Source organism: Aeromonas sp. FDAARGOS 1403 (genome assembly GCF_019047325.1).
In the GTDB taxonomy this organism is placed as follows: domain Bacteria; phylum Pseudomonadota; class Gammaproteobacteria; order Enterobacterales; family Aeromonadaceae; genus Aeromonas; species Aeromonas dhakensis.
Genome location: NZ_CP077249.1, coordinates 1155404 through 1178721, shown reverse-complemented (window position 1 = coordinate 1178721; position 23318 = coordinate 1155404). Strand labels below are relative to the sequence as shown.

Annotated in this window: 31 protein-coding genes; 8 read left to right on the top strand and 23 right to left on the bottom strand. The window is 60.1% G+C overall.

The window, feature by feature from the left end:
• Positions 1-2: 2 nt before the first annotated feature.
• From rplX to rpsJ, 13 genes are all read right to left on the bottom strand, one after another.
• A complete protein-coding gene (gene rplX, locus I6L33_RS05690; protein WP_005307977.1) occupies positions 3-320 on the bottom strand; it encodes a 50S ribosomal protein L24 in 318 nt (105 codons plus the stop codon).
• A gap of 11 nt (positions 321-331) precedes the next feature.
• The gene (gene rplN, locus I6L33_RS05685; RefSeq protein WP_005307975.1) at positions 332-700 is read right to left on the bottom strand and encodes a 50S ribosomal protein L14; all 369 of its coding nucleotides are present in this window, start codon (positions 698-700) and stop codon (positions 332-334) included.
• Positions 701-847: 147 nt separating this feature from the next.
• The gene (gene rpsQ / locus I6L33_RS05680) at positions 848-1096 is read right to left on the bottom strand and encodes a 30S ribosomal protein S17 (RefSeq protein ID WP_005307966.1); all 249 of its coding nucleotides are present in this window, start codon (positions 1094-1096) and stop codon (positions 848-850) included.
• On the bottom strand, positions 1096-1287 hold the full coding sequence (gene rpmC, locus I6L33_RS05675; protein WP_005307965.1) for a 50S ribosomal protein L29: 192 nt from the start codon (positions 1285-1287) through the stop codon (positions 1096-1098). Before rpmC ends, rpsQ begins: the two co-directional genes overlap by 1 nt.
• Entirely contained in the window at positions 1287-1700 is a 414-nt protein-coding gene (rplP, locus tag I6L33_RS05670; RefSeq protein WP_005307963.1) for a 50S ribosomal protein L16, read from the bottom strand. The genes rpmC and rplP overlap by 1 nt, the downstream gene beginning before the upstream one ends.
• 13 nt (positions 1701-1713) lie before the next feature.
• Complete coding sequence (gene rpsC / locus I6L33_RS05665; RefSeq protein WP_005307962.1) at positions 1714-2427, bottom strand: 30S ribosomal protein S3; 714 nt, start codon at positions 2425-2427, stop codon at positions 1714-1716.
• Between the two features lie 3 nt (positions 2428-2430).
• On the bottom strand, positions 2431-2775 hold the full coding sequence (gene rplV / locus I6L33_RS05660; protein WP_005319741.1) for a 50S ribosomal protein L22: 345 nt from the start codon (positions 2773-2775) through the stop codon (positions 2431-2433).
• Positions 2776-2785: 10 nt separating this feature from the next.
• Entirely contained in the window at positions 2786-3064 is a 279-nt protein-coding gene (gene rpsS / locus I6L33_RS05655; protein ID WP_005307960.1) for a 30S ribosomal protein S19, read from the bottom strand.
• A gap of 22 nt (positions 3065-3086) precedes the next feature.
• Positions 3087-3908, bottom strand: coding sequence for a 50S ribosomal protein L2 (rplB, locus tag I6L33_RS05650; RefSeq protein WP_005307957.1), 822 nt, complete (start codon positions 3906-3908; stop codon positions 3087-3089).
• 15 nt (positions 3909-3923) lie between these two features.
• Entirely contained in the window at positions 3924-4223 is a 300-nt protein-coding gene (rplW, locus tag I6L33_RS05645) for a 50S ribosomal protein L23 (RefSeq protein WP_342690021.1), read from the bottom strand.
• The gene (gene rplD / locus I6L33_RS05640; protein WP_005307949.1) at positions 4223-4828 is read right to left on the bottom strand and encodes a 50S ribosomal protein L4; all 606 of its coding nucleotides are present in this window, start codon (positions 4826-4828) and stop codon (positions 4223-4225) included. Before rplD ends, rplW begins: the two co-directional genes overlap by 1 nt.
• A gap of 17 nt (positions 4829-4845) precedes the next feature.
• Positions 4846-5478 (bottom strand): 50S ribosomal protein L3, encoded by a 633-nt coding sequence (rplC, locus tag I6L33_RS05635; RefSeq protein WP_005307947.1) that lies wholly within the window; start codon positions 5476-5478, stop codon positions 4846-4848.
• A 22-nt stretch (positions 5479-5500) separates the two neighbouring features.
• Positions 5501-5812 (bottom strand): 30S ribosomal protein S10, encoded by a 312-nt coding sequence (rpsJ, locus tag I6L33_RS05630; RefSeq protein ID WP_005307944.1) that lies wholly within the window; start codon positions 5810-5812, stop codon positions 5501-5503.
• A 357-nt stretch (positions 5813-6169) separates the two neighbouring features.
• On the opposite strand from rpsJ, the gene I6L33_RS05625 reads away from it, so the two are divergent.
• On the top strand, positions 6170-7084 hold the full coding sequence (locus I6L33_RS05625) for a DMT family transporter (RefSeq protein ID WP_216973690.1): 915 nt from the start codon (positions 6170-6172) through the stop codon (positions 7082-7084).
• A 37-nt stretch (positions 7085-7121) separates the two neighbouring features.
• Here the strand turns inward: I6L33_RS05625 and envZ are convergent, their stop codons facing one another.
• Positions 7122-8432, bottom strand: coding sequence for a two-component system sensor histidine kinase EnvZ (envZ, locus tag I6L33_RS05620; RefSeq protein WP_172442707.1), 1311 nt, complete (start codon positions 8430-8432; stop codon positions 7122-7124).
• Complete coding sequence (ompR, locus tag I6L33_RS05615; RefSeq protein ID WP_005307934.1) at positions 8429-9148, bottom strand: two-component system response regulator OmpR; 720 nt, start codon at positions 9146-9148, stop codon at positions 8429-8431. Before ompR ends, envZ begins: the two co-directional genes overlap by 4 nt.
• 225 nt (positions 9149-9373) lie before the next feature.
• Between ompR and greB the strand changes: the two genes are divergently transcribed.
• Together greB and I6L33_RS05605 are read left to right on the top strand one after the other, a co-directional pair.
• On the top strand, positions 9374-9847 hold the full coding sequence (gene greB / locus I6L33_RS05610; RefSeq protein ID WP_011704309.1) for a transcription elongation factor GreB: 474 nt from the start codon (positions 9374-9376) through the stop codon (positions 9845-9847).
• A gap of 279 nt (positions 9848-10126) precedes the next feature.
• A complete protein-coding gene (locus tag I6L33_RS05605) occupies positions 10127-12436 on the top strand; it encodes a Tex family protein (RefSeq protein ID WP_026141217.1) in 2310 nt (769 codons plus the stop codon).
• Positions 12437-12493: 57 nt separating this feature from the next.
• Here I6L33_RS05605 and I6L33_RS05600 read toward each other — a convergent pair whose 3' ends face one another.
• From I6L33_RS05600 to bioH, 4 genes are all read right to left on the bottom strand, one after another.
• Complete coding sequence (locus I6L33_RS05600) at positions 12494-12772, bottom strand: hypothetical protein (RefSeq protein ID WP_005307922.1); 279 nt, start codon at positions 12770-12772, stop codon at positions 12494-12496.
• 87 nt (positions 12773-12859) lie between these two features.
• Positions 12860-13657 (bottom strand): putative metalloprotease CJM1_0395 family protein, encoded by a 798-nt coding sequence (locus I6L33_RS05595; protein WP_201971819.1) that lies wholly within the window; start codon positions 13655-13657, stop codon positions 12860-12862.
• 1 nt (position 13658) lies between these two features.
• The gene (locus tag I6L33_RS05590; protein WP_005307918.1) at positions 13659-13892 is read right to left on the bottom strand and encodes a flagellar basal body rod C-terminal domain-containing protein; all 234 of its coding nucleotides are present in this window, start codon (positions 13890-13892) and stop codon (positions 13659-13661) included.
• Between the two features lie 71 nt (positions 13893-13963).
• Positions 13964-14728 (bottom strand): pimeloyl-ACP methyl ester esterase BioH, encoded by a 765-nt coding sequence (bioH, locus tag I6L33_RS05585; RefSeq protein ID WP_216973689.1) that lies wholly within the window; start codon positions 14726-14728, stop codon positions 13964-13966.
• Positions 14729-14765: 37 nt separating this feature from the next.
• On the opposite strand from bioH, the gene I6L33_RS05580 reads away from it, so the two are divergent.
• Both I6L33_RS05580 and nfuA read left to right on the top strand, forming a co-directional pair.
• The gene (locus I6L33_RS05580; protein WP_216973688.1) at positions 14766-15494 is read left to right on the top strand and encodes a ComF family protein; all 729 of its coding nucleotides are present in this window, start codon (positions 14766-14768) and stop codon (positions 15492-15494) included.
• 80 nt (positions 15495-15574) lie between these two features.
• Positions 15575-16153: a Fe-S biogenesis protein NfuA gene (nfuA, locus tag I6L33_RS05575; RefSeq protein WP_005307891.1), complete on the top strand. Its 579-nt coding sequence runs from the start codon at positions 15575-15577 to the stop codon at positions 16151-16153.
• 83 nt (positions 16154-16236) lie between these two features.
• On the opposite strand, the gene gpsA is transcribed toward nfuA, so the two are convergent.
• Genes gpsA through I6L33_RS05560 form a run of 3 tightly spaced genes read right to left on the bottom strand, consistent with a single transcriptional unit; the run spans position 16237 to position 18193 of the window.
• Positions 16237-17241 (bottom strand): NAD(P)H-dependent glycerol-3-phosphate dehydrogenase, encoded by a 1005-nt coding sequence (gene gpsA / locus I6L33_RS05570; RefSeq protein WP_005307887.1) that lies wholly within the window; start codon positions 17239-17241, stop codon positions 16237-16239.
• 2 nt (positions 17242-17243) lie between these two features.
• Entirely contained in the window at positions 17244-17714 is a 471-nt protein-coding gene (gene secB / locus I6L33_RS05565) for a protein-export chaperone SecB (RefSeq protein WP_005307878.1), read from the bottom strand.
• A 47-nt stretch (positions 17715-17761) separates the two neighbouring features.
• A complete protein-coding gene (locus tag I6L33_RS05560; RefSeq protein ID WP_005307875.1) occupies positions 17762-18193 on the bottom strand; it encodes a rhodanese-like domain-containing protein in 432 nt (143 codons plus the stop codon).
• Between the two features lie 325 nt (positions 18194-18518).
• On the opposite strand from I6L33_RS05560, the gene gpmM reads away from it, so the two are divergent.
• Positions 18519-20048 carry a 2,3-bisphosphoglycerate-independent phosphoglycerate mutase gene (gene gpmM / locus I6L33_RS05555; protein ID WP_025202381.1) on the top strand — a complete coding sequence of 510 codons (1530 nt, stop codon included), beginning with the start codon at positions 18519-18521 and terminating at the stop codon, positions 20046-20048.
• A 9-nt stretch (positions 20049-20057) separates the two neighbouring features.
• A complete protein-coding gene (locus I6L33_RS05550) occupies positions 20058-21398 on the top strand; it encodes a peptidoglycan DD-metalloendopeptidase family protein (protein WP_139430983.1) in 1341 nt (446 codons plus the stop codon).
• A 110-nt stretch (positions 21399-21508) separates the two neighbouring features.
• On the opposite strand, the gene I6L33_RS05545 is transcribed toward I6L33_RS05550, so the two are convergent.
• Positions 21509-22159 (bottom strand): Qnr family pentapeptide repeat protein, encoded by a 651-nt coding sequence (locus tag I6L33_RS05545; RefSeq protein WP_017778597.1) that lies wholly within the window; start codon positions 22157-22159, stop codon positions 21509-21511.
• 90 nt (positions 22160-22249) lie between these two features.
• Between I6L33_RS05545 and I6L33_RS05540 the strand changes: the two genes are divergently transcribed.
• Positions 22250-23257 (top strand): substrate-binding domain-containing protein, encoded by a 1008-nt coding sequence (locus tag I6L33_RS05540; protein WP_043171998.1) that lies wholly within the window; start codon positions 22250-22252, stop codon positions 23255-23257.
• Positions 23258-23318 lie beyond the last annotated feature (61 nt).

The window sequence follows — 23318 nt, the reverse complement described above, 5'->3', positions numbered from 1 at the left end:
AATTACTTCACAAGTTCGCCGGTGGATTTGAAGAAGCGAACTTTTTTGCCGTCTTCAATCCGGAAACCAACGCGGTCAGCTTTGCCAGTGGCAGAGTTGAACAGCGCTACGTTAGATACATCGATGGGGGCTTCTTTGGTGACGATACCGCCAGCCTGACCCAGTGCGGGTACCGGCTTCTGGTGTTTCTTCACCTGGTTGATGCCTTCCACGATTACCTTACCTTTAGCAATCAGAACTTGAGTGACTTTGCCACGCTTGCCCTTGTCTTTGCCGGTAAGAACAATCACTTCGTCTTCGCGACGGATTTTAGCTGCCATCGTTCGACTCCTTACAGTACTTCGGGTGCCAGGGACACAATCTTCATGAACTTCTCATTACGCAGTTCACGGGTCACCGGGCCAAAAATACGAGTACCGATCGGCTGCTGGTTGTTGTTAAGCAACACAGCCGCATTGTTGTCGAAACGGATGACAGAGCCGTCCGGACGACGAACGCCTTTACGGGTGCGTACGACCACCGCGTTATACACATCACCTTTCTTCACTTTACCGCGAGGAATGGCTTCCTTGATGGAAACCTTGATGATGTCGCCGATGCCGGCGTAACGGCGGTGCGAACCACCCAGAACCTTAATACACATTACACTGCGAGCGCCGGAGTTGTCGGCAACACCCAGCATACTTTGCATCTGGATCATCTTAGTGCTCCGCTTTGTTTACTTCTTATCCCTCTCGGGATCTGGCTGCCTTCAAAAGGCGCGAAACTATAACACAGGATTTTTAGAAAAGGTAGCCTAAAAAACAAACGGCCCCGTCAAGGGGCCGTTTAGACTACAAAGTACCGATTAGGCCTTTTCTACAACGGCAACCAGGGTCCAGGACTTGGTCTTGGACAGCGGGCGGCATTCGCGGATTTCCACGAGGTCGCCAGCTTTGCATTCGTTGTTTTCGTCATGCACGTGCAGCTTGGTAGTGCGCTTGATGATCTTACCGTAGATCGGGTGCTTTACCTTGCGCTCGATGGCGACAGTGATGGACTTGTCCATCTTGTCGCTGATTACACGACCCTGCAGAGTACGGATTTTATCAGTCATTACGCACCTGCCTTCTCAGTCAGTACAGTCTTGATACGTGCGACGTCACGACGCACTTGTTTCAGAGTGTGAGTCTGAGCCAGCTGGCCGGTGGAAGCTTGCATGCGCATGTTGAATTGCTCGCGCAGCAGCCCCAGCAGCTCCTGGTTCAGTTCTTCGACGCTCTTTTGACGCAGATCTTGGGCTTTCATCACATCACCGTCTTAATTACGAAAGTGGTCTGAACAGACAGCTTGGCTGCGGCCAGGGCGAACGCTTCACGCGCCAGAGCCTCAGGTACACCGTCCATCTCGTACAGAACCTTGCCAGGCTGGATCGGGCAAACCCAGTATTCCACGTTACCCTTACCTTTACCCATACGAACTTCGAGGGGCTTTTCGGTAATCGGCTTGTCCGGGAACACACGGATCCAGATCTTACCCTGACGCTTAACGTGACGGGTCATGGCACGACGGGCTGCTTCGATTTGACGAGCAGTCAGCTGGCCACGGGATGTCGCCTTCAGGCCAAAGGTACCGAAGGATACTTCGTTACCAGAGTTGGCCAGACCGCGGTTACGACCCTTGTGGGTCTTGCGGAATTTAGTACGCTTTGGTTGCAACATTTACCGAATCTCCTTACTTGGCAGCGCGGCGCTTGTTGTCACGCTTGGGCTTCGCAGGAGCTTGCTCTTGAGCAGCGGCAGCGTTGACAGCAGCCAGACCGCCCAGAACTTCGCCCTTGAAGATCCAAACTTTAACGCCGATCACACCGTAAGTGGTGTGGGCTTCAGAAGTTGCGTAGTCGATGTCGGCACGCAGGGTGTGCAGAGGCACACGACCTTCACGGTACCATTCGGTACGCGCGATTTCAGCGCCGCCCAGACGACCGGAAACTTCCACCTTGATGCCCTTGGCACCCAGGCGCATGGCGTTTTGTACGGCGCGCTTCATAGCACGACGGAACATTACGCGACGCTCCAGCTGGGAAGTGATGCTGTCGGCAACCAGTTTGCCATCCAGCTCCGGCTTGCGGACTTCGGAAATGTTGATCTGAGCAGGCACGCCAGCAATAGTGGCTACAGCTTTGCGCAGTTTTTCAACGTCTTCGCCTTTCTTACCGATCACAACACCCGGACGAGCGGTGTGAATGGTCACACGGATGCTCTTGGCCGGACGCTCGATGGTGATCTTGGACAAGGACGCGTTTTTCAGTTCCTTGGTCAGGAACTGGCGTACTTGAAAATCGCTGTACAGGTTGTCAGCGAAGTCTTTGGTGTTCGCGAACCAGGTAGAATTCCAAGGCTTGGTAATACCCAGGCGAATGCCATTAGGATGTACTTTCTGACCCATTGCTTATCTCCCAGCCTTAGCGTCGGATACCACTACGGTGATGTGAGCGGTACGCTTGAGGATACGATCCGCGCGACCTTTGGCACGAGGACGGATGCGCTTCATGGAGGGACCTTCGTCGACCATGATAGTAGCAACACGCAGGGCGTCGATGTCGGCGCCTTCGTTGTGCTCAGCGTTTGCAATGGCAGATTCCAGCACTTTCTTCACCAGAACTGCAGCCTTTTTCGGGCTGAAGGTCAGGATGTTCAGAGCCTTGTCTACGGACAGACCACGTACTTGATCGGCTACCAGACGAGCTTTCTGGGCAGAAGTACGGGCATAACGGTGTTTAGCGATAGCTTCCATCATTTATCCCTTAGCGCTTCTTAGCCTTCTTATCAGCAGCATGGCCGCGATAAGTACGAGTAGGTGCGAATTCACCCAGTTTGTGACCGATCATTTCTTCGGTAACGAAAACCGGAACGTGCTGACGACCATTATGGACAGCGATGGTCAAACCGATCATGTTCGGGATGATCATTGAACGACGGGACCAGGTCTTAACCGGCTTTTTATCCCCGCTTTCCACCGCTTTCTCTACCTTCTTCAGCAAGTGCAGGTCGATAAATGGACCCTTCTTGAGAGAACGTGGCATGGTGATTCCTCTATGTTAACAATTACTTGTTACGACGACGTACGATGTACTTGTCGGTACGCTTGTTCTTACGGGTCTTGAAGCCTTTAGCCTTCTGGCCCCATGGGGACACAGGCTGCATGCCCTTGTTACGACCCTCACCACCACCGTGCGGGTGGTCTACCGGGTTCATCGCCATACCGCGAACGGTCGGACGAATACCACGCCAGCGGTTTGCACCGGCTTTACCCAGTTGACGCAGCATGTGCTCGGAGTTACCAACTTCACCGATGGTGGCGCGGCACTCGGCCAGAACTTTACGTACTTCGCCGGAACGCAGACGCAGAGTTACATAGTTACCTTCACGAGCCAGGATCTGGATGAAAGTACCAGCGGAACGAGCCAGCTGGGCACCTTTACCAGGCTTCATCTCAACAGCGTGAACGGTAGAACCGACCGGGATGTTGCGCATCGGCAGGGTGTTACCTACCTTGATTGCGGCATCAGCACCAGAAGCGATTGCATCACCAGCTTTCAGGCCTTTCGGAGCCAGGATGTAACGACGCTCACCGTCTGCATACAGCACCAGGGCGATGTTTGCGGTACGGTTCGGATCGTATTCCAGGCGCTCTACTTTAGCCGGGATACCGTCTTTGTCGCGCTTGAAGTCGACGATACGGTAGTGTTGCTTGTGACCACCGCCGATGTGACGGGTGGTGATACGGCCGTTGTTGTTACGACCACCGGACTTGTCTTTCTTGTCCAGCAGAGCTGCAAAGGGCTTGCCCTTGTACAGGTCTTGGTTGACGATCTTGACGACGTGGCGGCGGCCCGGAGAAGTAGGCTTGCACTTAACGATTGCCATTTTTCAGAACTCCTCTTACTCGGCTGCGCCCATGAAGTCGATGTCCTGACCAGCTTTCAGGGTCACATAAGCCTTTTTCCAATCGGAACGACGGCCTACGCGTGCACCTGCGCGCTTGGTCTTACCCTTCATGTTCAGGGTACGGACGGTCTCAACTTCGACCTCGAACAGTTTCGCAACTGCAGCTTTGACTTCCGCCTTGGTGGCATCAACAGCAACTTTGAACACGATAGTGTTCTGCTTTTCTGCGACCATGGTGCTCTTTTCAGAGATGTGCGGAGCCTTCAGAACTTTCAGCAGACGCTCTTCACGGATCATGCCAGCATCTCCTCGATTTGCTTAACTGCGTCAGCAGTCATCAGAACCTTGTCGAAAGCGATCAGGCTGACCGGGTCGATACCGGCAACGTCACGCACGTCAACTTTGTACAGGTTACGAGCAGCCAGGAACAGGTTCTCATCGACTTCAGCAGTCACGATCAGAACGTCAGACAGTTCCATTTCTTTCAGCTTGGCGATCAGTTCTTTGGTTTTCGGAGCTTCGATGCCGAACTTCTCAACAACGATCAGGCGCTCTTGACGTACCAGCTCGGACAGGATGCTACGGATAGCGCCGCGGTACATCTTCTTGTTTACTTTCTGGCTGTGATCTTGCGGCTTAGCAGCAAAAGTCACACCACCGGAACGCCAAATGGGCGAACGGATGGAGCCAGCACGGGCACGACCAGTACCCTTCTGACGCCACGGCTTTTTGCCGCCACCAGACACTTCAGAGCGAGTCAGCTGCGCACGAGTACCCTGACGGGCACCAGCGGCATAAGCAACGACAACCTGGTGAACCAGAGCTTCGTTGAATTCGCGCCCGAAGGTAGTCTCGGAAACTTCAAGAGCGCTCTTGGCGTCTTTCATTACCAATTCCATTACTATCTCCTCAGACGTTACGCTTTGACGGCAGGTTTAACGATCACGTTGCCGTTGGTTGCACCCGGTACTGCGCCTTTGATGAGCAGCAGGTTGCGTTCAGCGTCAACACGAACCAGTTCCAGGTTCTGAGTCGTTACACGCTCAGCACCCATGTGACCAGCCATCTTTTTGCCCTTGAATACACGGCCCGGGGTCTGGTTTTGACCGATGGAGCCAGGTACACGGTGGGACAGAGAGTTACCGTGGGTCATATCCTGGGTGCGGAAGTTCCAGCGCTTAACAGTACCGGCAAAACCTTTACCCTTGGATGTGCCGGTAACGTCTACCAGCTTAACGTCAGCGAGAAGATCTACTTTCAGCTCGCTACCAACAGTGAAAGTTTCACCGTTGTTCAGGCGGAATTCCCACAGACCACGACCGGCTTCTACACCAGCTTTGGCGAAGTGGCCAGCTTCCGGCTTGGTTACGCGGCTAGCTTTCTTGGAGCCAGTGGTAACCTGAATAGCGTTGTAGCCGTCGGTTTCTACAGATTTGACCTGAGTTACACGGTTAGCTTCAACTTCGATAACAGTCACGGGGATAGAAACGCCATCTTCAGTGAAGATGCGAGTCATACCCACTTTGCGACCTACAAGACCGATTGTCATTGTTATCAACCTCTTTCCGTAATTAACCCAGGCTGATCTGGACGTCTACACCAGCTGCCAGATCCAGACGCATCAGAGCGTCTACGGTCTTGTCAGTCGGCTCAACGATGTCTACCAGACGCTTGTGAGTGCGGATCTCGTACTGATCACGCGCGTCTTTGTTGACGTGCGGGGAGATCAGAACGGTGAAACGCTCTTTGCGAGTCGGCAGCGGGATAGGACCGCGAACCTGCGCGCCAGTGCGCTTAGCAGTTTCAACGATTTCCGCAGTGGATTGATCGATCAGGCGATGATCAAAAGCCTTCAGGCGGATACGGATTCTTTGGTTCTGCATTGACAGAGCTCCAATAGATAAAAGAACATAAATCAACACCGCCCGACCGAGATTACTCCCGCCAGAGGTGTGATTTTTCACGTTTCTCCCCATATCGGGGAGACTGTATGGGCTGGCCTTCGCAAGCGAAAAACTCAGCAAGCAGACATATCGTCTGGCTTACCTCATGGGTAAGCGGAGGGGATTATACGGATTTTTTCAATTTGCGCAAGGGAAGGCGAACAGAATGTGCACAATTTTATGTGACGGATGGATCTCTGCCGCCATCACATGATCCCCCGCCCGGCGCGGGTAACGACAATGTTGCAAACAGGCTGGTAGACTGTGCCACTGCCTTGATCACTGGAACGACGTCTCATGCTCAAAGATCAGAAAAAAGCCTATCAATATGGCCTCTGCGCCGTCGCCCTCTGGTCGACGGTGGCCAGCGCCTTCAAGATCTCCCTCACCTACTTCGAACCGGTACAACTGCTGCTGGTCGCGGCCTGCACCTCGACCCTGACGCTGGGGGTGATCGTGGCCTGTCAGGGCAAGCTGCCGCTGCTGCTCAGCTACATCAAGGGCCGCCCCCTCTACTACCTGGCGCTAGGAGTGCTCAACCCCTTCCTCTATTACCTGCTGCTGTTCAAGGCGTATGACCTGCTGCCCGCCCAGCAGGCGCAAACCCTCAACTACACCTGGGCCATCACCCTCAGTCTGCTGGCCGTCCCCTTCCTCGGCCAGAAGCTGCGCCGCCGCGACGGGGTGGCCATCGTGCTGGGCTACTTCGGTGCTCTGGTGATCGCCACCAAGGGGGATGTGTTCGGTCTGCAGTTCGACAGCCCCCTCGGCGTGACGCTGGCGCTGGTGTCGACCCTCATCTGGGCCGGCTACTGGATCCTCAACACCCGCAATCAGGGGGATCCTATCGTCAGCCTGCTGCTCGGCTTCATCATCAGTCTGCCCTTCATCGTCGTGGCGACCTGGCTGCTCTCCGATTTTGCCATGACCGCCTGGCAGGGGTGGGCCGGCGCCATCTACGTGGGGTTGTTCGAGATGGGCTTCGGCTTCGTGCTCTGGCTGATGGCGCTACGCCACGCCACCAACACGGCCCCCATCAGCAATCTAATCTTCATCTCGCCGTTTGCCTCGCTGGTGCTGCTCAACCTGTTGATCGGCGAGACAATTCACCCGGCCACCCCCATCGGGTTGGTGCTCATCGTCGCCGCCCTGCTGATCCAGCAGCTGAAATACGGCAAGCGTTACCGCAAGGCAACCGAGCCGCAGGCCTGACAATGCAGAAGGGCGCATCCACGGATGCGCCCTTCGTTCAATCAATCCACTCCAGCGGCTGGTTCTTGGGCAGCCGGATCTCCACCAGCAAGCCCCCCTGCTCGGCACGCCCCAGCCTGATGGTGCCGTGATGCTGGGAGACGATCTTGGCGACGATGGCCAGCCCCAGCCCACTGCCGCTGCCGGTACGCGCCTCGTTCCCCTGGGTGAAGGGCTTGAGTACCCGGTAGTAATCCTGTTCCGGAATGCCGGGGCCGTCATCCGACAAGCGCAGCCGGACCCAGTGACCGTCATCCTTGAGCTCGGCCTGCAGCCGGCTCGCCCCGTAGCGCAACGAATTGCCCGACAGGTTGTTGAGGATGCGGCGGATACTGATGGGGTTGCAGGCAACCCGCACCGCCTCGGCTGGCAGCTCGAGTTCTACCTCCAGCCCCTGGTCGGTCTGCACCAGCAGCACATCGTGGATCAGCTGGGTCAGGTCCACCGGCTGGGTATCCAGCCCCTCGTCCGGGCGAATGTAGTCGATGAACTGGTCGATGATGCCGTTCGATTCGTCGATGTCCGCGTTGATGCTCTCCTTGAGATACTCATCCCCTGAGGACATCATCTCGGTCGCCAGCCGGATACGGGTCAGCGGCGTACGCAGATCGTGGGAAACGCCCGCCATCATCATGTTTCGCTCTTCGATAAGGTTCTTGATGGAGCTCGACATGTGGTTGAAGGTGCGGGTCAGCCGGCGCACCTCCCGCGAGCCCTGCTCCCCCAGCGCATCGGGGAAGTTGCCGCGGGCAACCGCCACGGCCCCCGCCTCCAGCTCCTCCAGCGGCCGCACCAGCTGGCGGGCAAACCGCCAGGCCGCGAACAGGGTCACCACCAGCAGCACGCTCATGTAGAGGATCAGCGGCTCGATGTCGTCATCCTCGATCTCGGTCAGCGGGATGCGCACCCACACCTTGTTGGCCTGGGGCGGCTGGATCCAGATGATGTAGTGGTCCTGGATCTCGACCCGCACCTTGGTCTTTCCCCCCAGCTCGCGACTGATGCTCTCTTCCAGATAGGTGTAGGGCTTGGACTCCTTGAGCCCGTGCTGCTCCGCCTCGGTCTGGGTATAGATGTCGCTGCCGGTCGCCACGTAGACCAGCGCCTCGGCATCTTCACTGAGCGCCAGCTGGTTGCTCTCGACCGGGAAGATGAGCTTGACCTGATTGGCCAGCAGGTGGCTGATCTGCTTGACGGTCGGCGCCAGCAGATAGTTGTAGAAGGTGGCATAGGAGACAAACTGATAGACCACCAGCACGGCGGCCAAAAACCAGAGCATGCGGGAGAACATGCTGCTCACTTTCTTCATTCGCCGTCACCGTCCGGCACGAACACATAGCCCAGACCCCAGACGGTCTGCAGATAACGGGGCTGCGCCGGGTCCTGCTCCAGCAGGCGGCGCAGGCGGGAAACCTGCACATCGATGCTGCGCTCGGTGGCGGTATATTCGCGACCGCGGGCCAGGTTCATCAGCTTGTCGCGGGAGAGAGGCTCGCGTGGATGGCTCACCAGCACCTTGAGCACGGCGAACTCCCCACTGGTCAGTGCCACCGGATCACCATCGCGACTCAACTCGCGGGTCGCCAGGTTGAGCTGGTAGCTGCCAAAGCTCACCACCTTCTCGGCGGTAGAGGGGGCGCCCGGCAACTCGACGGTGTGGCGGCGCAGCACGGCGCGGATCCGGGCCAGCAGCTCACGAGGGTTGAACGGCTTGGGCAGGTAATCATCGGCTCCCATCTCGAGGCCGACGATGCGGTCCACCTCATCCCCCTTGGCGGTCAGCATCAGCACCGGGATCTGGTTGCCAGCCTCGCGCAGGCGGCGACAGATGGAGAGGCCGTCTTCCCCCGGCAGCATCAGGTCGAGCACCATCAGGCTGAAGTTCTCTCGGGTCAGCAGGCGGTCGGCCTGTTCGCCATTGGCGACGCCCCGAACCACGAACCCCTGTTCGGTCAGGTAGCGCTCCAGCAGGGAACGTAATTTCAAATCATCGTCGACGACCAGAACCTTGTATTGCTGACTCATTGCTTGCCTCTCCTCTCGATATGCTGCCAATACTAGAGCCCGGACTCGTAACGGCAAAGCATAAATATGTTACCGGTTATTGCCCGTGCTGCCGGCATGACGCCTCTTTTCCCCTGCCCCCAGCGTCATCCGGCCCGCCAGTTTTTGCTCGACAGCAAGGCGACAGCGGATAAGATCTGCCGAGCCATAAGAGGCTCATCCGCCCCATCGACACAGGGACCCGCCATGAAGACCAAGTTGATCACCCGTGAAGGCTACAACAAGCTCAAACAGGAGCTCGATTTCCTCTGGCGCGAGGAGCGCCCCGAGACCACCCGCAAAGTGGCCTGGGCGGCCAGCCTTGGCGATCGCAGCGAGAATGCGGATTACCAGTACAACAAGAAGCGGCTGCGGGAGATCGATCGGCGGGTCCGTTACCTGCGCAAGTGCCTCGAGGAGCTGGGGATCGTCGACTACTCCCCCGCCCAGGAGGGCAAGGTCTTCTTCGGCGCCTGGGTCGAGGTGGAAAACGAGGAGGGAGAGACCAAGCGTTTTCGCATCGTCGGCTATGACGAAATCTTCGAGCGCAAGGATTACATCTCCATCGACTCCCCCATGGCCCGCGCCCTGCTCAAGAAAGAGGTGGGTGACGAGGCCATAGTGCGTACGCCAGTCGGTGACGCCTGCTGGTACATCAATGAGATCAGCTATCCCAAATAAGCCGCTGTCACGCCACAGCCACCTGCCCTGCCAACCGGCTACCACAGCCAGCATGGGTTTGTTCCGCCTCTCATCCAGGGAGGACACAGCCCTCTCTACCAGGGCTGGCATCCCGCTGTCCTACCCCATATAGTGCTCACACCCGGCGCCTTGCGGCGCCAACCGGCCCGCGCGGCAGTGGCCTGGCTGATACTTTGAGTACCGCCCTGACAGCCTCTTGCCCGGCGACATCGCCCTCGCGCCAGCCCGTTGTTCTGGACCCGACTACAGAGACCCTCGATGCAAAGCCACGTAATAGAACATCAGATTGCCGGTGAGCTGAATGCCCGCCCGGAACAGGTGCAGGCCGCCGTTCGCCTGCTGGACGAAGGCGCCACCGTCCCCTTCATCGCCCGTTACCGCAAAGAGGTGACTGGCGGTCTGGACGACAGCCAGCTGCGCACCCTGGAGAGCCGGCTCGGTTACCTGCGCGAACTGGCGGATCGCCGCCAGGTGATCCTGCGCTCCATCGAAGAGCAGGGCAAGCTGACCCCCGAGCTGGCCCGCGAGCTGAACGAGGCCGACAGCAAGACCAGGCTGGAAGATCTCTACCTCCCCTACAAACCCAAGCGCCGCACCAAGGGGCAGATGGCCATCGAGGCGGGGCTGGAACCATTGGCAGACCTGCTGCTGAGCGACCCGATGAAAGATCCCGAACAGGAGGCGGCCCGTTTCCTCAACGCCGAGCAGGGGATCAGCGACAACAAAGCCGCCCTCGACGGTGCCCGCTACATCCTGATGGAGCGCTTCGTCGAGCAGGCGGATCTCCTTGAGAAGCTGCGGGACTATGTGTGGCAAAACGCCACCCTGCGCGCCCGCGTGGTGGCAGGCAAGGAGCAGGAAGGGGCCAAATTCAAGGACTACTTCGAGCACGACGAGCCGCTGCACAAGGCCCCCTCCCACCGGGTGCTGGCCATGCTGCGCGGCCGCAACGAGGGGATCCTCAACCTGGCGCTGGTCACCGGTGACGACGAGAGCGCCAGCCCCTGCGAGGGGATCATCGCCCATCACCTCAGACTGAACCTGCAGAGTCGCCCGGCCGACAAGTGGCTGCAGGGGGTGGTGAGCTGGACCTGGAAGATCAAGCTCTCCCTGCAGATGGAGACCGAGCTCATTGGCCGCATCCGCGAGTCGGCGGAAGAGGAGGCGATCAAGGTGTTCGCCATGAACCTCAAGGATCTGCTGATGGCGGCACCGGCCGGCATGCGCTGCACCATGGGGCTGGATCCCGGCATCCGCACCGGGGTCAAAGTGGCCGTGGTGGATGCCACCGGCAAGCTGGTCGATACCGCGACCATCTATCCGTTCGAACCCAAGCGCCAGATTGACCAGAGCCTCAAGACCCTGAGCGAGCTGTGCCAGAAGCACAAGGTCGAACTCATCAGCATCGGCAACGGTACTGCCTCACGGGAGACCGACCGCCTGGTGAGCGACCTGTTCGAGCGCTACCCGGCCGCCAAAGCCCAGAAAATCGTGGTGAGCGAGGCTGGGGCCTCGGTCTACTCCGCTTCCGAGCTTGCCTCCCAGGAATTCCCGGATCTGGACGTCTCCCTGCGCGGCGCCGTCTCCATCGCCCGCCGCCTGCAGGATCCGCTGGCCGAGCTGGTCAAGATCGATCCCAAGAGCATCGGCGTCGGCCAGTACCAGCACGACGTCGGCCAGAGCCAGCTGGCCCGCCGGCTCGATGCGGTGGTCGAGGATTGCGTGAACGCGGTGGGGGTGGATGTGAATACCGCCTCGGTCGCCCTGCTGAACCGGGTCTCCGGCCTCTCCCAGACCCTGGCCCAGAACATAGTCGCCTACCGCGACGAACACGGCGCCTTCCAGCACCGCCAGCAACTGCTGAAGGTGAGCCGGCTCGGTCCCAAGGCATTTGAGCAGTGTGCCGGCTTCCTGCGTATTCGTGGCGGCAGCAACCCGCTGGATGGCTCGGCGGTACACCCGGAATCCTACCCAGTGGTGGAGCGGATCCTCGCCAAACTGGAGCAGACCGTGGACAGCCTGCTAGGCAACAGCAGCCTGCTGCGCACCCTCAAACCCGCCGACTACACGGACGAGCAGTTTGGCGTGCCCACCGTCACCGACATCATCGGCGAGCTGGACAAGCCGGGCCGTGACCCACGCCCCGAGTTCAAGACCGCCACCTTCAAGGAAGGGGTGGAGAAAATCAGCGATCTGGTGCCCGAGATGGTGCTGGAAGGGGTGGTCACCAACGTCACCAACTTCGGCGCCTTCGTCGACATCGGCGTCCATCAGGACGGGCTGGTGCACATCTCCTCCCTGACCGATCGCTTCGTCAAGGATCCCCGCGAGGTGGTCAAGGCCGGCGACATCGTCCGGGTGAAAGTGCTGGAGGTGGACGTACCGCGCAAACGCATCAGTCTGACCATGCGTCTGGATGAAAAAGCCGGCCAGCCAGCCCGCAAACCGGCCGAGCCGCGTCACACCGGTAACAACGCCAAGTCGAAACAGGCCCCCCGTCAGAGCACCCCGACCGACGGCGCCATGGGCAACGCCTTCGCCGCCGCTCTCTCCAAACTGAAGAAATAAGCCCCAGAATGCAAAAAGCCCCGCGAGGGGCTTTTTTGTGCCGGTGGTGCAGCCGCTTCACTCGGCCAGTGCGCTCAGAATGGCGTCGGCCTCCTGATGGGCCGCCAGCACCTCTCGCAGCCGGTTGAATGCCTTGCAGGCCTCTTGCGGATATTTGCCATAAGAGACGACGCCGGTATGACTCCACCCTGCCGCCAGCATCACCTTCTTCTTGAAATGGGTGCCTTCGGTACCGCCCCCACCGAGCTGCATCAAAAACTGCTCCATCTGAAGGTGCGGCGGAGGGACACGGGAGAAGGTGGCAAAATCTTCCGGTTTGACTTCATCAAAGTGCATGACGACTCCTGTGAGTGTGGATGGGATTACCCCTCAGAGTAGTTGCAAATGGCCGCTTGCGGGGGAAAAACAGGGGAATTGCCAAGCTCAGACGCTCAGGTTGAAGCTCTGCGGAGTCGCTGGCTTGACCGCCTGCTGATAGCGCTGGGCAATGACCTGGTTGCGCTGCTCCATGTAGCCATTCAACACCCCGGTCTTGGCACTGCCATCGGCCTTCAAGGTGGAGTCCGGATCGGAGGAGATCAGCGCCTTGCGGGCCTGTGCCTCCTTGGCCGCGGCACTCCTTGCCACACTCAGGTCCTGGGAGGAGGGTTGTGCCGGCGCCAGTGCGGCGGCACGTACCTGCTGCATCTTGGCGATGGTGGCCCTGGGGTCGCCGGGAATGACGCTGATGTCGATGGAAACTCCGCCACCGGTGGCATAACGCTTGCCATCCGGCCCCATGGCAAACTGGTAGGTCGGGCTGCCGGCATACTGACCGCCTGTGCTCTGATGCGCCTGCTCGTGGGTTCGCACCTCCTGATCCCTGTCTGCCAGCTCCTTGACCTGCAGCTCCTGTTTCTGCTGCTGTTCTTGTTGTTTGGGATCCTGCTGCTTGTTGCGTTGGCCGTCTTCACCGGTGGCCTCGACGAAGCGATTGTCGATCGCCGCCTGCGGGTTGCCGGTCTGGGTACTGTCTCGTGCCTGCTGGGAAGTCTGATTGGGATTGGCCTGGCTGGCTCTGGACTTCTCTTTCTGGGAGCCGACTTCGGACTCGGCGTTGAAAGCCTCGCTCTGGCGGCTCTGGGGGATGAGTGCCGCGCGACGATTGTCAGTGCGTGCCGATTCCGTCTGCGGTTGCAGCTGGTTGGGAATGATTGTCGGCAGACTGACATTGATGTTCATATCACACCCTGATGTCGATCAGGGTTCCCATCATGTCGCTGGCGGTCTGGATCACCTTGGCAGAAGCACCGGCCTGCACCTCGGCACTCTTGAGGTTCACCAGTTCCTCGGGCAACTGCACCTTGTCACCGCTCGGGGTGTTGAGCCTGGCGATCTGATTGGATGCCTTGTCGGCGATCTGCTCCGCACGCTGAAAGCCTTGCACACCGCTGTTCAATGCTGAATCTATACGCATGACAACTCTCCTCTGACACTGGATTAATTATCCGCCACGCCAGAGGATTAATGAAGCAAATTGGCTATTTTTCAACCTACAAAATGTTCAATGATTTCAATGAACTGTTGTGGATGGGAAATAAAGGGCGCGTGTGAGGCCTTTTCCAGCACCACACTGCGGCTGCTTGGGTAACGCTCGTCCAGCAGAGGGATGGATGCCTTGGGCACCAGCGAATCCAGCCGACCGTAGACCCGCAGCCAGGGCAGGTTCAACTGCACCAGCTCATCGCGCAGATCGACATCGGCCAGCAAACCTAGCCCCGCCTCCAGCGCGGCCAGCTGAGGAGCAGGACGCTCCGCCAGCCAGTGGCGCAGCTGACGGATGTCGTCTCTGGCGTGTTCGCTGCCCATGGCCTGGATCGCCAGGAAGCGTTCAATGGTCTGCTTGAAGTCCCCCGCCAACATCTGGTTGAACCCGGTCAGCACCTTGGGGGCGATCCCCGGCCACTCGCCCTGGGCCATGAAACAGGGGGAACTGGCCACCGTGATCAAGGAGTGCAGTCGCTCGGAATGGTTCAAGGCCAATTGGCTGGCCACCAGACCACCGAGGGACCAACCCAACAAATGGCACTGCTCCGGCAGGATGGCAGCAACTTGTTCCGCCAGCCAGGGCAGACTGTACTCGGCCTCACCCGCCAGCGGGCTGTTGCCAAAGCCGGGCAGGTCCACCAGATGGACGCGATAGCGAGCCGCCAGGGCCGGCACAATGCCGTGCCAGACCGCGCCATTCATCCCCCATCCGTGCAACAGCACCAGATCGGGCCCCTGACCAAACCGCTCTACCGATACGCTCATCTAGACTCAAGATCCTGTTCACTCTGTTGGGGTCAGCATGTTAAAGCGGCTGCTCGCCAAAGCAAGTCCGATCCTCGGCAGTCATGCCGACTGGCAGGGCAGCTGCCTGCTCTGCCAGCAACCTTGCGATGTTGACCCCTTGCTGTGCAGCTGGTGCCGACAGGCCCTGCAGCAGGCTGACCACACCTGCCGCTTGTGTGCTGCCCCCCTGCCGGCACTGGATGACGCGCGCGAGCCGATCTGCGGTCGCTGCCAGCGCAGGCCGCCGCCCTGGGAGCGACTGCAGGTCATCGGTGACTACCGGCCACCCTACCCCATGCTGATCCCACGGCTGAAGTATTCCGGCCAGATCCTGCTGGCCCCTCTGCTCGCCAGGGTGCTGGCGGATCATCTGGATTGCCACGAGCCGCCACAGGCCATCATTCCGGTCCCCCTGCACTGGTGGCGCCAGTGGTGGCGTGGCTTCAACCAGGCGGAAGAGATAGCCCGCGCCCTCGGCGAGCTGACCGGCATCCCCTGCGATAATCGGCTGCTGCGCCGGGTCAGGGCAACGCCGCAGCAGACCAAGTTGAGTGCGGGCCAACGGCGGCGCAATCTGCGCGGCGCCTTCCAGATCCGCCCCCATGATTATCAGCACGTGGCGCTGCTCGATGATGTGGTCACCACGGGCGCCACCGCCGGCCACCTCACCCGCCTACTGCATGAGAGCGGAGTCACAAAGGTGGAAGTGTGGGCCATCTGTCGTACCCTCAAGCACCTCAAGTAGCCAACGGCACGCTACCCAAGCCTTGCCAACAGAGTTATCATGAATACCCTAGTCGTACACTCAGGTTTATGAGGATAGTGATGATCAGCATTTCCGACACCGCCCAGGCCCATTTCCGTAAATTGCTGGAAAAACAGCCTGATGGCACCAATATCCGGGTGTTTGTGGTCAATCCGGGAACCCAGAATGCCGAGTGCGGCGTATCATATTGCCCACCCGACGCGGTCGATCCGGAAGATCAACACCTGCCCTTCAGCGGCTTCGACTGCATGGTCGATCCCTTGAGCGCCCCCTTCCTGGTGGATGCCACCATCGACTTCGTCACCGATCAGATGGGCTCCCAGCTCACCCTGAAAGCCCCGAACGCCAAGATGCGCAAAGTGGCCGACGACGCCCCGCTGATCGACCGTATCGAGTACGTGTTGATGTCCGAGGTGAACCCCATGCTGGCCGGTCACGGCGGCAAGGTCACCCTGGTCGAACTGACCGAGGACAAGCTGGCCATCCTGCAGTTCGGCGGTGGTTGCAACGGTTGCTCCATGGTCGATTACACCCTGAAAGAGGGGATCGAGAAGCAGCTGCTGGAGAAGTTCCCGGGCGAGCTCAACGGCGTCAAGGATGCCACCGAGCACCAGCGCGGCGATCACTCCTACTACTGATTTGCCGCTCTTGTGGTAAAGACATGCTGCAAAGAAAAGGCCCCGCCAGCTGGCGGGGCCTTTTGCATTCTGCGGCGGGCGGTTCACTCGTCCTTCTTGTCTCGCGACAGCAGGGCGATGGCCGCCTCTTTCGGATTCTTGCCTTCGTACAGCACCTTGAAGATCTGCTCGCAAATGGGCATCTCGACGCCACAGCGGGCCGCCAGCAGATGCACCTCCTTGGTATTGCGATAGCCTTCCACCACCTGACCGATCTCGGTCATGGCGGTGTCGACATCCTTGCCAGCCCCGAGGGCCAGCCCGAAGCGACGGTTGCGCGACTGGTTGTCGGTACAGGTCAGCACCAGATCCCCGAGCCCCGCCATCCCCATGAAAGTCTTGGCGTCGGCCCCGAGCGCGGCGCCGAGACGCTGCATCTCTACCAGGCCGCGGGTGATGAGCGCGGTTCTGGCGTTGGCACCAAAGCCCAGCCCGTCGGAGAGACCGGCGCCGATGGCGATGACGTTCTTGACCGCCCCGCCCAGTTGCAGACCGATGAAGTCCGGATTGGTATAGACCCGGAACGAGCGGCCACAGTGCAGCAGCAGGGAGAGATCGTCGGCGAAATCGTCGTGGGTCGAGGCCACCGAGATGGCGGTCGGCAAACCGGCGGCCAGCTCCTTGGCGAAGGTAGGGCCGGAGATGACCGCCAGCGGCATCTCGTCACCCAGCACTTCGCGGGCCACGTCCTGCAACAGGCGGCCGCTGTCCGGCTCCAGCCCCTTGGTGGCCCAGGCGATACGGGTATCGGGGCGCAGGAAGGGTTTGACCCGGGCCAGTACCTGGCCGAACACATGGCTCGGCACGACCAGCAGCAGTACGGGGGCGGCTTGCACCGCCTGTTGCAGATCCGCGGTCAGCTGCAGATCGGCGGGAAAGGGGACATCCGGCAAGAATGCCTTGTTGCAGCGGTCCTGTTCCAGCTCGGCGACATGGGCAGGGTCGTGGCCCCACAGCAGGGTCGGATGACCGTTGCGCGCCAGAGAAATGGCAAGGGCGGAGCCGTAAGACCCCGCCCCCAAGACCGAGATAGCGATCTGGTCAGCCATTATCAGGCTTCCGCAGTCGCCTGCTGGGCCTGAGCCTGTGCCATGTGCTGGGCAAACAGGGCATCGAAGTTGACCGGTGCCAGGTTCAGCTGCGGGAAGGAACCCTTGCTCACCAGGTTGGCCACCGCTTCACGGGCGTACGGGAACAGGATGTTCGGGCAGAAGGCAGCTAGGCAGTGGGCCAGTTGCGGCTCCGGCAGGTTGCCGATGGTGAAGATACCGGCCTGCTGAACTTCACACAGGAAGGCAGTCTCGGTTTCCAGCTTGCAGGTGACGGTCAGGGTCAGTACCACTTCATAGACGCTGTCGGCCAGGATGTTGGTCTTGGTGTCCATGTCCAGCTTGACGTCCGGCTGCCACTCTTTCTGGAAGATGTGCGGGGTGTTCGGCGCTTCGAAGGAGACGTCCTTGGTGTAGACGCGCTGGATGTGGAATTCCGGTTGCACTTCCTGGTTGTTGATCTCTTCAGCCATTTTGTTTGATTCCTTTTTATGAAAATAGGTGGGCGCAGGCCCTTAAATCAGCGTTTTTTGGTCACCGGCAGATTTTCTGCACGCCACTGGGCCATGCCACCGCTGAGCACATACACCTGCTTGAAGCCGGCTTTGCTCAGTTGGCGACCCGCGCCACCAGCGGTCATCCCCGACTCGCACACCACTATGATGGGGGCATCTTTATGCTTTTCAACCGGGCCCAGGTTATTGCTCTGGATCTGGCTGAGCGGCAGGTGCTGGGCACCGGCCAGATGGCCCTTGGCAAACTCTTCCTGACTGCGAATGTCCACCACGGTGGCGTTTTCACGGTTGATCAGCAGGGTGGCGGTGTGGTTGTTCACCGACTTGACCGGAGAAAAACGGGCACGCACCGTGGTGTAAACCAGAGTGCCCGCCAGGCCGAACCAGGCTGCGGTCAGCAGCGGGTTGCGGGCCGCAAAATCCAAATACTCTTGCATCTTCTACTATCCAGGGACCAAGACAAGTGCCCGAGTATACATGGGGACCCAGCCAAGATCAGCCATCTTGGCGGCAAAGCGGGAGCCGGCTCCCATCGGCTGGATACGGGATGCGACAGCAATATAAAAAGTGGTATCTGGCAGGCCTGACCGAGGATTCGTCGTGCAATGCGACAAGCCGGCGACAAAGGAGAAACAGGTCGGCAACAGCGTGCAGCCCCCACCGGACGGGGCTTGGCTATCAGGTGACTATTTCGGCAGATGTAGTAATATTACGCTAGTTTCACTTCCCGCAATTCATTCCTATCCGAGAGGACATAGCCTTATGTCAACAGCTAAGAAACCTTTGGTTCTGGTCATCATGGACGGTTGGGGCTACAGCACCAAGCAAGAGCACAACGCCGTCGCTGCCGCCAAGACTCCCAACCTCGACCGTCTCGCCCGTGACTACACCAGCACCCTGATCTCCGGCTCCGGCCTGGACGTGGGTCTGCCGGACGGTCAGATGGGGAACTCCGAAGTGGGCCACGTCAACATTGGCGCCGGTCGCATCGTCTATCAGGAACTGACCCGCATCTCCAAAGACATCCAGGACGGCCCCTTCTTCGAGAACGTGGAGCTGGCCAAGGCTGTTGACACTGCCGTGAGCAAGGGCAAGGCCGTGCACATCATGGGCCTGATGTCCCCGGGTGGCGTGCACAGCCACGAAGAGCACATCATGGGCATGATCGAGATGGCCGCCAAGCGTGGCGCCGAGCAGATCTACTTCCACGCCTTCCTGGATGGCCGCGACGTACCGCCGCGCTCCGCCCAGTCCTCCATCGAGCTGTTCGACGCCCTGTTCGCCCGTCTGGGCAAGGGTCGTTTCGCCTCCATGATCGGCCGTTACTACGCCATGGACCGTGACAACCGCTGGGATCGCGTACAGCAAGCCTATGACCTGATGACCCAGGGCAAGGGCGAGTTCACCGCCGACAGCGCCAGCGAAGCCCTGGCCGCCGCCTATGCTCGCGACGAGAACGACGAGTTCGTCAAAGCCACCCGCATCGGCGAAGCCGCCCCCATGCAGGATGGCGATGCGCTGATCTTCATGAACTTCCGTGCCGACCGCGCCCGCGAGATCACCCGCGCCTTCGTCGACAGCGACTTCACCGGCTTCGCCCGCACCGCCACCCCGGCGCTGAACTTCGTGATGCTGACCGAGTACGCGGCCGACATCAAAACCGCCTGTGCCTACCCGCCGACCGCCCTGGTCAACACCCTGGGTGAGTGGCTGGCCAAGCAGGGCAAAACCCAGCTGCGCATCTCCGAAACCGAGAAGTACGCCCACGTCACCTTCTTCTTCAACGGCGGCGAAGAGGCCTGCTTCACTGGCGAGGATCGTGAGATCGTTGCCAGCCCGAAAGTGGCCACCTATGATCTGCAGCCGGAAATGAGCTCCGAAGAGCTGACCGACAAGCTGGTTGGTGCCATCAAGAGCGGCAAATACGACGTCATCATCTGCAACTACCCGAACGGCGACATGGTCGGCCACACCGGCGTGTTCGATGCGGCCGTCAAAGCCTGTGAAGCCGTTGACCACTGCATCGGTCGCGTCACCGAGGCCCTGGCTGAAGTGGGTGGCGAGTGCCTGATCACCGCCGACCACGGCAACGCCGAGAAGATGATGGACGAAGAGACTGGTCAGGCCCACACCGCCCACACCAATCTGCCGGTTCCGCTCATCTACTTCGGTCGCAAGGCCGAGGTGCTGGAAGGCGGCAAACTGTCCGATCTGGCCCCCACCATGCTGACTCTGATGGGTCTGCCGGTGCCGCCGGAAATGACTGGCAAGCCCCTGATGATTCTGAAATAATCCTTCCCCATGCGGGGATGCGAAGTGATTTCAACCAAAACCAGTCGCGTCGGCCTGTTGGCCGGCGCGCTGTTTTTTTGTCTGTCGTTCGGGCCGGGCAAGGCCTGGGCTGCCAACCAGCAGCTGGGCGCCATGCAGTCCCAGATCAAGGAACAGCAGCAGACCATCAAGCTCAGCAAACAGGAGCTGGCCAAGCTCAACACCCAGCTCAAGGCCGATGAGCAGGCCATCTCGGCCGCCGCCGCCAAGCTCGACCAGACCAGACAGCAGCTCAGAGAGAACCAGCAGAAGCTGGTGGGGCTGCAACAGGACAAGCTGGACCTGGAACAGCAGGCCAGCCGCCAGAAGCAGTTGCTGGCCAAACAGGCGGAGAGCGCCTTTACCGCCGGCAACCACGATTACCTCAAACTGCTGCTCAATCAGCAGGATCCGGCCAAACTGAGCCGTTCCCTCGACTACTACGACTACCTCAACAAGGCACGCATCGAGGCCATCGAAGCCCTGCGGGCCACCCGCACCAAGCTGGCCAAAAACCAGCAGGCCACCAAAGAGACCGAAAGCCGGCTGCAATCCCTGCTCACCGAACAGCAGCAACACCATCAAAGTCTGCTGGCCAGCCAGCAGAGCCGTGCCAAGGTGCGCAACCAGCTGCAGCAGTCGGTACAGGATGACGAACAGAAGCTGACCAAGCTGGTCAAGGCGGAGAAAGCGCTGAAGGCCCGGCTGGAAGAGTTGCGCCGCCAGCGGGAAGAGCAGGAGCGTCGCGAGCGGGAGCGCCTTGCCAAGCTGAAGGCGGAACAGGAGCGGCAACGCAAGCTGGCCGAACAACGCCGCGCCGAACAGGAGCGGCTCGCCGCCCAGCAGAGCAAGGCGGCCCAGCAGCAGACCGCCAGCCGGGAGAGCACCACCAGCAAGCCTGAGCGGGGCTCCGGCATCAGCAGCGCCGGTTACTACAGCGGCCTCAAGACCAATGGCAGCCTGCGCTGGCCGGTACAGGGGCCGATCCTCATCGCCTACGGCTCGCCACGCACCGCCGAGCTGAAGTGGAAGGGCACCCTGATCGGCGCCAGCGAAGGGACCCAGGTCAAGGCGGTGGCACCGGGCCAGGTAGTCTATGCCGACTGGCTGGACGGCTTCGGCATGCTGCTGGTGATCGATCACGGTCGCGGCTACATGAGCCTCTACGGTCACAACCAGTCGCTGCTGCGCCAGGTGGGCCAGAACGTGGAACAGGGTGAACCGGTGGCGCTGGTCGGTGACAGTGGCGGCCAGGACAGACCCGGCCTCTACTTCGAAATTCGCTACCAGGGCGAGGCGATCAACCCGACCAAGTGGCTGGCCAAGCGCTGACGCCGACTTGCCTCCTCCCCCGACAGCCTGCCTTGCGCAGGCTATCGTCCCTCTGGCAGCGCGCGGCGACGCGCTACCTTTGGTGAAAAATTACCTCTTTTTCAGGCTGTTCAAGGGAAGACGACCAGCCCTATCTGCTCCAGCAAAGCCTGCTGCTGATCTTCGTTGATCTGCACCCCGTGCAGATTGACCCGCCGCAGATCCAGCCCGGGCAGATCGCACTGACGCAGATCGCAGCCCTGCAGGTTGATGCGGCTCCAGTCCAGTTGGCCAAACTCGGAGCCGCTGAGATCCGAGCCCGCCAGCGAGGCGCCGAACAGGTTGGCCCCCTGCCAGCGATTGCCGCTCAATTCGCATTTTTCCAGCAGACAACCCTCAAAGTTGGCGTAGCTGAAGTTGTTGCCGGTGAGATGGGCTTCGCAGAAGTAGCTCTTGACGGTGATCTGGTTGGCAAAGCTGGCGCGGGAGAAGTTGATCCCCATCGCCTGGCAGTCGCGCAGCTCGAGTCCGAGGCACTGGCTGTGACTGAAGTCGGCCATGGTGAGATCGCAGCGCAGAAAACTCGCCTCGCGCAGATTGCAGCCCTGCAGCAAACAGTTCTGTTCGCTCTCCCGATCGTAGAAGCTGCAGTCAACGAAACGACTCTCGCCGAGATCTAGCCTGGAGAAGTTGCAGCCGATGAAACGGCATCCCTGAAACTGCTCCCCAGCCAGGTCCTGCTGCTCGAAGCGCACACCCTCAAAGCACTTGGCCTTGATCATCCTGAGATTCTCCTTGTTGACGGCGTCATATGCTGACTTTGTTACAAAAAAACGGTAATGTTACAAGTAACATTTGTCCCGGATCCAGAGATGAACGATACCCGCAAACGCCGCCCCACCCTGCAGGACATAGCCGACCTGACCGGGGTCACCAAGATGACCGTCAGCCGCTACCTGCGTGACCCACAAGCCGTGGCCGAGGGCACCCGCGAGCGGATCGCCGCCGCGGTGGAAGAGCTCGGCTACATCCCCAACCGGGCGCCGGACATTCTCTCCAACGCCACCAGCAAGGCGATCGGCATCCTGATCCCCTCCCTCTCCAACCAGGTCTTCTCCGCCGTGGTGCACGGCATCGAGTCGGTGACCCGGCCCGCCGGCTACCAGACCCTGCTGGCTCACTACGGCTACAGCCCTGAGCGGGAAGAGGAGCAGGTCGCCTCCCTGCTCTCCTATCACGTGGATGGGCTGATCCTCTCCGACAGCCAGCACACCGAGCGCACCCGCAAGATGATCGCCACCGCCGGTATCCCGGTGGTGGAGACCATGGATCTGCCGCAGAGCCCCATCGACATGGTGGTTGGCATGGATCACCGGGCGGCCGCCCGGGCCATGGTAACAGAGATGCTGCGCCGGGGCCGACGCAAGCTGGTCTATCTGGGCGCCCGGCTCGACGTGCGCACCCAGCTGCGGATGGAGGGCTACTACCAGGCGATGCAGGATTTCGGCCTGAGCGGCCAGCACCTGCTGACCGAGCAATCCTCCAGCTTCACCCTCGGCGGCCAGCTGCTGGAGCAGGCGCTGGTACGCTATCCCGATCTGGACGGCCTGTTCTGCACCAACGATGACCTGGCGGTGGGCGCCCTGCTGCAGTGTCAGGCCAAGTGGATACCCGTCCCCCAGCAGATCGCCATCGCCGGCAGCAACGCCCTCGACATCGGCCACGCCATGACCCCCAAGCTGGCCAGTATCGTCACGCCGCGCAAGGAGATCGGCCGGGCGGCCGCCACCATGCTGCTGGCCCGCCTCAACGGCCAGCCACTGGTCGACACCCGGCTCGACATGGGCTTCTCCCTCTACGAAGGGGACAGCCTGGGCTGAGGGCCAGACCCCCGCCATTCAACCAGAACAGAGCAGGCCACCCGAGGGTGGCCTGCTTGCT